The sequence below is a fragment of the Streptomyces bicolor genome (assembly GCF_000719285.1).
Taxonomy (GTDB): domain Bacteria; phylum Actinomycetota; class Actinomycetes; order Streptomycetales; family Streptomycetaceae; genus Streptomyces; species Streptomyces bicolor.
Window position 1 is genome coordinate 98,290 of the sequence record NZ_JOFS01000035.1, and the last position, 7,444, is coordinate 105,733.

Annotated in this window: 6 protein-coding genes and 1 pseudogene; 3 read left to right on the plus strand and 4 right to left on the minus strand. The window is 68.9% G+C overall.

The genetic code is table 11. The features are described 5' to 3' along the window. Window positions 1-183: 183 nt before the first annotated feature. The 3 genes from IF78_RS0135350 to IF78_RS0135360 all read left to right on the plus strand — a co-directional run bounded on the left by IF78_RS0135350 (window position 184) and on the right by IF78_RS0135360 (window position 3,812). Window positions 184-1,548, plus strand: coding sequence for an RsbRD N-terminal domain-containing protein (locus IF78_RS0135350; RefSeq protein WP_031486654.1), 1,365 nt, complete (start codon window positions 184-186; stop codon window positions 1,546-1,548). 318 nt (window positions 1,549-1,866) lie between these two features. Continuing rightward, on the plus strand, window positions 1,867-2,178 hold the full coding sequence (locus IF78_RS0135355; RefSeq protein WP_051828410.1) for a hypothetical protein: 312 nt from the start codon (window positions 1,867-1,869) through the stop codon (window positions 2,176-2,178). Then, window positions 2,178-3,812, plus strand: a complete 1,635-nt coding sequence (locus tag IF78_RS0135360; RefSeq protein ID WP_051828412.1) for a sodium/solute symporter — start codon at window positions 2,178-2,180, stop codon at window positions 3,810-3,812. The genes IF78_RS0135355 and IF78_RS0135360 overlap by 1 nt, the downstream gene beginning before the upstream one ends. Window positions 3,813-4,017: 205 nt before the next feature. Here the strand turns inward: IF78_RS0135360 and IF78_RS44190 are convergent, their stop codons facing one another. The 4 genes and pseudogenes from IF78_RS44190 to IF78_RS46890 form a co-directional block, all read right to left on the minus strand. Next, complete coding sequence (locus IF78_RS44190; RefSeq protein ID WP_234439933.1) at window positions 4,018-4,458, minus strand: helix-turn-helix domain-containing protein; 441 nt, start codon at window positions 4,456-4,458, stop codon at window positions 4,018-4,020. Between the two features lie 544 nt (window positions 4,459-5,002). After that, window positions 5,003-6,267: pseudogene (locus tag IF78_RS44195) on the minus strand (IS110 family RNA-guided transposase). 271 nt (window positions 6,268-6,538) lie between these two features. Beyond that, window positions 6,539-7,285, minus strand: coding sequence for a cysteine peptidase family C39 domain-containing protein (locus IF78_RS49240; protein WP_051828414.1), 747 nt, complete (start codon window positions 7,283-7,285; stop codon window positions 6,539-6,541). 24 nt (window positions 7,286-7,309) lie between these two features. Beyond that, the coding region (locus tag IF78_RS46890) for a transposase (protein WP_209439684.1) at window positions 7,310-7,444 on the minus strand (135 nt) is incomplete at its 5' end.

Consider the following 7,444-nt stretch of genomic DNA (forward strand, 5'->3'; position numbering starts at 1 on the left):
ATCACGATTTGACGGACGTTTCGCCTCAGGGGATGACCGACTGCTTAGCATGTGGATCCTTGAAGTGCGCTCCATGGGCAACGCCGATCGCCGGCCGGTGGAGTCACCAGCTGCGACCCGCGCGGCGCAAGACATGGCGACCCGCCGTGGTGTTCTCGCACGCCCCGTCCGTCTGGAGGGTCCATGCACACCAGTTCCGTCCCTGGCGCGGTCCGCCCCCGCGTCACCACCGTCAGCACCGCCGGTCCGCGGCCTGGTGCCGCCGCCGTCGGCCCACCGCCCGGCGCCACCGCCGTCGGGTCGCCGCCGCCCCTGCCCGAGTCCGCCGACGAGCCCTCACCGCACCAGCTCTTCGACCACGCCTGCAGGTGCCTGCTCGGGCGCAGCCAGGCATTCAGCGACACCGTGGTGGACCAGATCCGCACCGAGGTGCCCTACTACGCCGACCCGGTGCTCGCACCGCCCGACCTGCCGCAGTCCGTGTACAAGGGCGTACGCACCACCCTGGACGCCGCCCTCGACCCGGGCCGGATCGTGGACGTCGAGCGCTACACCCGTGAGCTCGGCATCCGCCGGGCCGAGGAGAGCCGCCCCCTCGACGAGGTGCTGCACGCCTTCCGGGTCGCCGGATCCGAGGTCTGGAGCGGGATCATCGGCGCCGTGGAGCGGGACGGTCTCGGCGACCAACGCCACCTCGTGCGCGTGGCCGAGCTGGTGTGGAAGAGCAACGACCGCGACTGCGTCCTGCTGGCCGACGCCTACCGCCAGGTCGCCAAGGGCCTGGCCAGCCGCCACAACGAGCGTGTACGCCTGATCCTCGCCGCCGTACTGGAGAGCCGCAACGACCCGGCTTTCATCCTGGACGCGGCGTCGATCCTCGACCTGCCGCCCGACGGACGCTTCGCGGTCGCGGAGATACGGGCCACGCCGCCCCTGGGCCGCACGCCCGACGCCGTTCCGGAGATCCGCGGCATGCGCGTCCTGCGCCACACCGGGGGCCGGCGCGATGTGCTCGTCGCCCATCTCGGCGACCGCCCGCTCGACGCGCTTGTCTCCGCGCTCGAGGCCGGTCCCGGCATGCGCATCGGCGTCAGCCCGGTCGTCCAGGGTCTGGAGAACCTGCCCCGGGCGAGGGACATGGCCGGACTCGCCGTGCGCACCTGCCGGGGAGACGGCGAGGTCGCCCGGCTCGACGCCCGTCTGCCCGACGGTCTGCTCATGTCACGGCCCGACCTGTCCGCCGAACTCGCCCTGCGGGTGCTCCGGCCGCTGTACGACCTGGAGCCCGCCGACCGCGAAACGCTGATCGACACGCTCGGGGTGTGGATCGAGAAGGGCGGCTCGGCGGTCCAGGCGGCCCGGCACATGCTGTGCCACCGCAACACGGTACTGAACCGGCTGCGCCGCTTCGAGCAGCTCACAGGGCTCGAACTGTCCCGCCCCCGCGACCTCGTACGGCTCACGCTCGCGTTCGACGCACTCCAACTGCTCGGGCCCACGGCCGTCCTCGGCTGCGCGGACGCTTGGGGTCGCGAGGTGGACGGCTGAGGCTGCGGGGTGCGACGTATGCCCGCCGGAGGCATGCGATGCGTGCCCCGGCACGGGCCGCCGCGCATGCGCCTCGGCTGTGCCGGCGGCCGTACCGCCGTGGTCGGTTCCCTTCCCGCGGTGGCTGAATGGGCATCAGCACAGTCACCGCCCTCCGACGTTGGGAGCGGACAACGGCGTGCCCCAAGCGCGTGGACTGACTGGTCGGTACGTGCTCTGGTGAGCGCCGATCAGGGGCAATGCCGTCAGGGGCAATGCCCGCGCAAGGCATCGCCCGAGCCAGGCGATGCGCGCATCCCTGCCCGCCAGGAGAGCTCCATGGCCCATCAGCACGTCCATCCGCACACCCCCCAGCTCCATCAAAGACCCCGGCCCCACTCGCCCGGGATATTCTTCGCCCTCGTCAACGGACTGACCTTCGCCGTCCACCTCCTGCTCGCCTGCACCGCCGAAGACCTGCTGGCCACGCGCATCGCCGGCCAGATCACCTTCGGCGTCGTCGCACTTCTCGCCCAGGTTTTGCTCCTGCTGTGGACGGCGGCGCGCTATGACCGCGCCCCCCACGGCCCAGCCCCTTACGACGGGACCCCCTACGGCGAGGCCTCGTACGATCCGCAGGGGGAGCGCTGATGCTTCCTCAGATACTGCTTGCCGCAGGGGCACCCGGCACCCTCAACCTGGACACGGACACCCGCTCCTGGGTCCTCGTCGGCTTTCTGACGTTCATCGTCCCGATGCTGCTCATCTGTGTGCTCAACGGCCCCGAGCGCGACCGGGTCAACGACTTCTACACCGCGGGCCGCAGGCTGCGCCCCATGCAGGGCGCCATCGTCCTCTCCGGCGTCTATCTCTCCGCCGCGACCGTGCTCGGTACCACGGGAGCCGTCGCGGTCTTCGGCTTCGACGGCCTGTTCATCGCCCTGTGCACCGTGCTGTCGCTCGGCGTCCTGCTCCTGCTGTCCGGTCCGCTGCGCGAGCGCGGCAGCTACACCCTCGGCGACACCTTCGCCCTGCGCGCTCCGGGGCCCGCCGTGCGGATCGCGGCCGCCGTCGTCACGCTGAGCGCCTGTATCCCGTATCTGATCGTCCAGCTCTCGGGCGCGGGCCGGACCACCGCCATGCTGCTCGGCCTTTCCGGGCCGGGTGCCGAACAGACCGTCATCGTCATGATCGGTGCGCTCGTCGTCTGCGCCACGGCCTTCGGCGGGATGCGAGGCATGATCGCGCTCCAGATGATCAAGACGGTGTTCCTGCTCGCCATGGCGCTCGCCGTGGCCGCGGTGCTGCTCCACCGCTTCCACTGGAGCGCCGACTCCCTCATCGACACCGCCGCTCGGGGCAGCGGCCGCCCCGAGGGCTATATGCGTCCCGGCTTGCGCTTCGCCGCCGGCGGCCCGGTCGAGAGCACGCTCGACTTCATCGGCCTGATGATCACCGTGGTGCTCGGCGTGGCGTGCCTGCCCCATGTCGCCACCCAGCTCAACACCGCGCCCGACCCGGCCGCCGCCCGACGTACGGTCCGTCACACCATCGGAATCGTCGCCGCCGTCTGCCTCATCACCACCGTGATGGGCTTCGGTGCCGCTGCGGTGATCGGTGCCCCCAAGATCCTGGCCGCCGATCCTGGAGCCACCAGCAGCCTGCTGATGCTCACCGGCGATCTGGCGGGAGGATCGTCGGCGCGGACGGGCGAGGCATGGCTCGTCGTACTGGTCGCCTGTGCGGTGTTCCTCACGACGCTTGCGGTCGTCGCGAGCGTGACCCTGGCGGCGGCGGGCGCCGTCGCCCACGATCTCGTCACCAACGTGGTGCGCCGCGGGCGTACCACCGAGGGCAGGGAGGTGGCCGCGGCCCGCATCGCGTCAGCCCTGATCGGGGTACTGAGCATCTGCTGTGCTGTGTGGGTCCACGGCTGGAACATGGGCTTCCTGTCCACGCTCTCCCTGGCGGTGGCGGCCTCCTCCCTGCTCCCGGCGCTGGTATACGCGTTGCTCTGGCGCGGCTTCACGCGCCGGGGGCTGCTGTGGACGCTGTACGGCGGTCTGGGTTCCGCGATCGGACTCCAGGTATGCAGCCCCGTCTTCTCGGGCAACCCGATGGCGCTGATGCCCGAATGGCACATCGACTGGTTCCCGCTCCAGACAGTCGCCCTGGTGTCCCTGCCCGTCGCGTTCCTGCTCGGCTGGCTCGGCAGCGTGACGGGACAGCGGCATACGGGCCCGGTGGCGGAGGTGCCGGCCAAGCCTGACGCACTGACACACTGACGCACGAAGGCGGCGGCCGACGGAGCGCCCTCACCCACTCCACCGACCGCCGCTCAGGGACGCCGCCCCGCGCCGACCACGACTGAGGCAGCCGCGACCTCATCGAAACGCCGGCCCACTCACGCAGCCAGGAGAGAAGCCCACGCTTCCGTATCGCCCCCCCGGGGGGGGCGCGCTTCAGTGAGCCATTTCCAACCTGTGCAGGTCAGTGGCGCGGTGAAGGCCGGTAGCCGGCCCACCTCGCCGTCCTGATCCGCATCCACCGCCACCAGCGACGATCCCGTTGGCGCCGACGCAGCCGGATGCCCGGCGCGACGGTGCAGCCCCGCTGCGCGAGCAGGGGCCGCACCTCGCCGATGGCGCGGGCGATGGTGGAGCGGCCCACGCCGAACCAGCAAGCCAGCAGGTCATGAGTCGTGCCATGGCGCAGACTCACCAGGGTGGCCAGCAGTCGGTCGACGAAGACGAACTTGTGCTTCGCCCCGGCTCCCACCGCCCGCCGCCGCGGCCGAGCCGTCAGGCGATCCTGATGCTGCTCGTGCCACAACGGCCCCACCTCAGCGACGAGTTCAGCGATCACATCCGGCGACAGCCCAGTGATCCGGTACTCCGCCACGATCAACTCACGCGCCCCAGCCCTCATCATGCCCAGTTCCTCAAGAATCAGGGGTGGTTCGGGATGACCAGGCACGGCTGATACCAGACTGCTGCCCAATAGCGACGGTCCGGGAGGACCGGGCATGGCTGATGCACGATTGCTGTTGTTATGGCTTTCGTTGAATGGCCACCTGGTCCTCCGGGACGCTCTGTGTTGCTGATTGAGATCTGCGGTCATTACTGGTGATCCTGGTTATCCATAGCTGCGGAATGGGCCCGGTCGGTCCTTCTGGGATGCGGCCTCGGGGAACATCGTCCAGCAGTCATAGGTGAGAACGATCATGGTCGGCTAGCACAGTGATCCACTTCGCCGCTGGTTGCTGTCTCGTCGCTCATCCCAGGACCACGCCCCGACCGGCGTAGAAACGCTCCAAGCGGCGCCAGGGGACCGGCGTGTACTCCTGGCTGGCTCCGGGGAGCCCTGACGGGTTGTGGATCACGACGTTCTCCTCACTGGTCCCCACGGCGAGGACCAAGTGACCGCCCCGCGAGGGTGGTTGGGTGGTCTCGAGACATCCCACGCGTCTACTTCGTCAAGCGGCTTGAGCGGGGAGGTCTGCCACAGGCTGACTGGCGAAGGCCTTCGTCTCGTCGTAGTGCTCTGCGCGTTGGAGGCAGTGGAAGAGCATCCCCATGAAGCGGTTGAAGAGATTGCGCTGGGCAGCGACGTGGCGGTCACCAGCTGCTTTGCGGCGGTCGTAGTGAGCTCTGGCGCCTGGTGAGCTGGTCAAGGAGGCGAATGCCCACACGTAGCCGGCGGCGGCAAGCCGCTGATTCTTGACCCGGCGGCTCATCACTGTGCAGCTCTTGCCGCTCGCCCGGGTGACTGGTGCACTGTCGGCATAGGCCTTCAAAGATCCGGCGGTCGCGAACCGGGCCCGGTCGTCGCCGATCTCGGCAAGGACTCGGGCACCGGTTAATGACCCCAGGCCCGGAAAGCTGGAGATGAGGGAGCGTCGGGGTGCTGTTCGAAGGCCTCTCTGGTGGCGGCTTCGAGCTGGTCGGCGTTGGTGCAGGCGGCCTCCATCTGCCGCAGCAGGGCCGTCGTTTGGCGGCCGAAGGCCTCCTCCACCTGGGGGAGTTGGTGGAGGTACTCGCGGTGGAGGACCTCATGGAGCCGGTCGGCCTCGGCTTCGATGCCGCGCTGGCGCCCGGCTTGCTTCAGCAGGGACTGCAGACGTCGGCGCGTGAGTCGGGCCGCCGCTGTCGGCGTCGGGGCCGCGGCCAAGATGGTCCGGGCCTCGGGCGAGCAGATACCCTCGCGCTTCTCGGCGAAGGCGGCAAGGATCGCCGGGTAGAACTCTCGCAGTTGGGAGCGGAGTTTGTTGTGTGCTTGGACCCGGTCCCAGACCGCGTCCTGCTGGGCACGTGCCAGCACCGCGATTGCCTGGGCCAGCTCGGAATCCTTCGGCAGGGGCCGGTGGACGGCCATGTCGGTCCGCAAGATGTTCGCCAGGGCAGCAGCGTCGATGGCGTCCGACTTCTTCCTCGCGACGGAGTGCCGATCTCGATAGCGGGCCACAGCCAGCGGATTGATCGCGAACACTGGACGTCCCGTCGCGCGCAGGCAGGCGACCAGCAGCCCCCGGGACGTCTCGATCGCGACCGGAATCGGGTGATCTTTGCTGTCGCCGTGTTCGGTCAGCAGGGCTGTGAGCTGGGTAAATCCGGCAGGATCGTCGCTGATGCGTAGCTTGGCCAGCCGTGTTCCACCGGCGTCGACCAGCGCGACATCGTGGTGGTCTTCCGCCCAGTCCACCCCGCAAAACACTGGCGCCGGTAATCCTGCGAACTCCATCGTGTTCTCCCTCGTTCTGGTGTTTCCGCAGGTCAGAGCCTGTGCAGGGTGCGCGTGCTCCCTAATGGAAGTGCTCAAGGCACAACATCCCACCAGCCGTTCGCAACCCCAGCGAGCTGCACGGTCCTTCGTCTTCGTGAGAGCTCTCGGGCTCGCGACGCGATGAAAGGTGTTCCCTGCAGTTGGCTCAGGCCACGACCATCGAAGCCCTTGGTTCGTACCGCCGGGTGGCGCGATCCGAACCGGGTCTTTTGAGACCACCGGGAGGCGTTCATGTCTTCGTGAGGTGGAGTTGTGCCCACCTCGCGCACGAACGAAGAACGGTTCCGGCCGGAACCAAATCGCTCTCAGTAGAGGACTTTCTGCCCAGGTGGCGGATGAGATCTCCGTTCTGGCCGAAACCGCTGCCGGACACCGGACGCAGGGAAGGCCCGTCTGCACCCAGAGCTCGAAGGCTCGGACGCGCACAAGGACTCAGCCCTGCAGCCGGTGCTGAAGCGAGCCTCGCGGTCTGTCGAAAGAGCTCCCACTCGGGATTCGGATAGCGATGACTCGCTTCGCTGCCCATTAGGTGGCGGATCGTCTTGTGGACGGAGATCATCACGAGGCGTCCGGCCGTGAGGTGCCGGGAGATCTCCTCGACGGGCAGTTCCCGGGCCGGGATGGCGGTGATGCCCCACCGGTCGGTGACGTGGTCGGCGAACGGGGCGTAGATCAACCCTTTGACGTTGTCGCCGTCGCGGACGTAGGCGCCCGCCTCCGCCAGGTCCCGCACCAGCGGCACTGAGGGCGGTACGGGGTGGCCGAAGTGGTCCAGGGTCATGCGCGGGCATGCCACACCGCACGTCCGCGGCGCCCAGAACGCGTACTCCTCGGCGGTGTCGGCGCCGGACTTGGGCCACAGCGGGTCATCGGCGGCGCTCCTGGTCCCGGTGATGAACTCCGGGACCAGGGCGGCCGACTCCCATCCCTGATCTTGCGTGGGTATCCCCGGCTTCAGCCGGGGAGGGAAACGCATCTCAGGACTGCTCTGATGCGCAGGTCACAGCGGACGTTTTTGCTGCTCGATGTACTGACGGATCACGGTGAGCGGTGCGCCGCCACAGGAGCCGGCGAAGTAGGAGCGGGACCAGACGCCCTTGAGGCTATTGATCAGCTTCGACAGGGCGACCTTCGG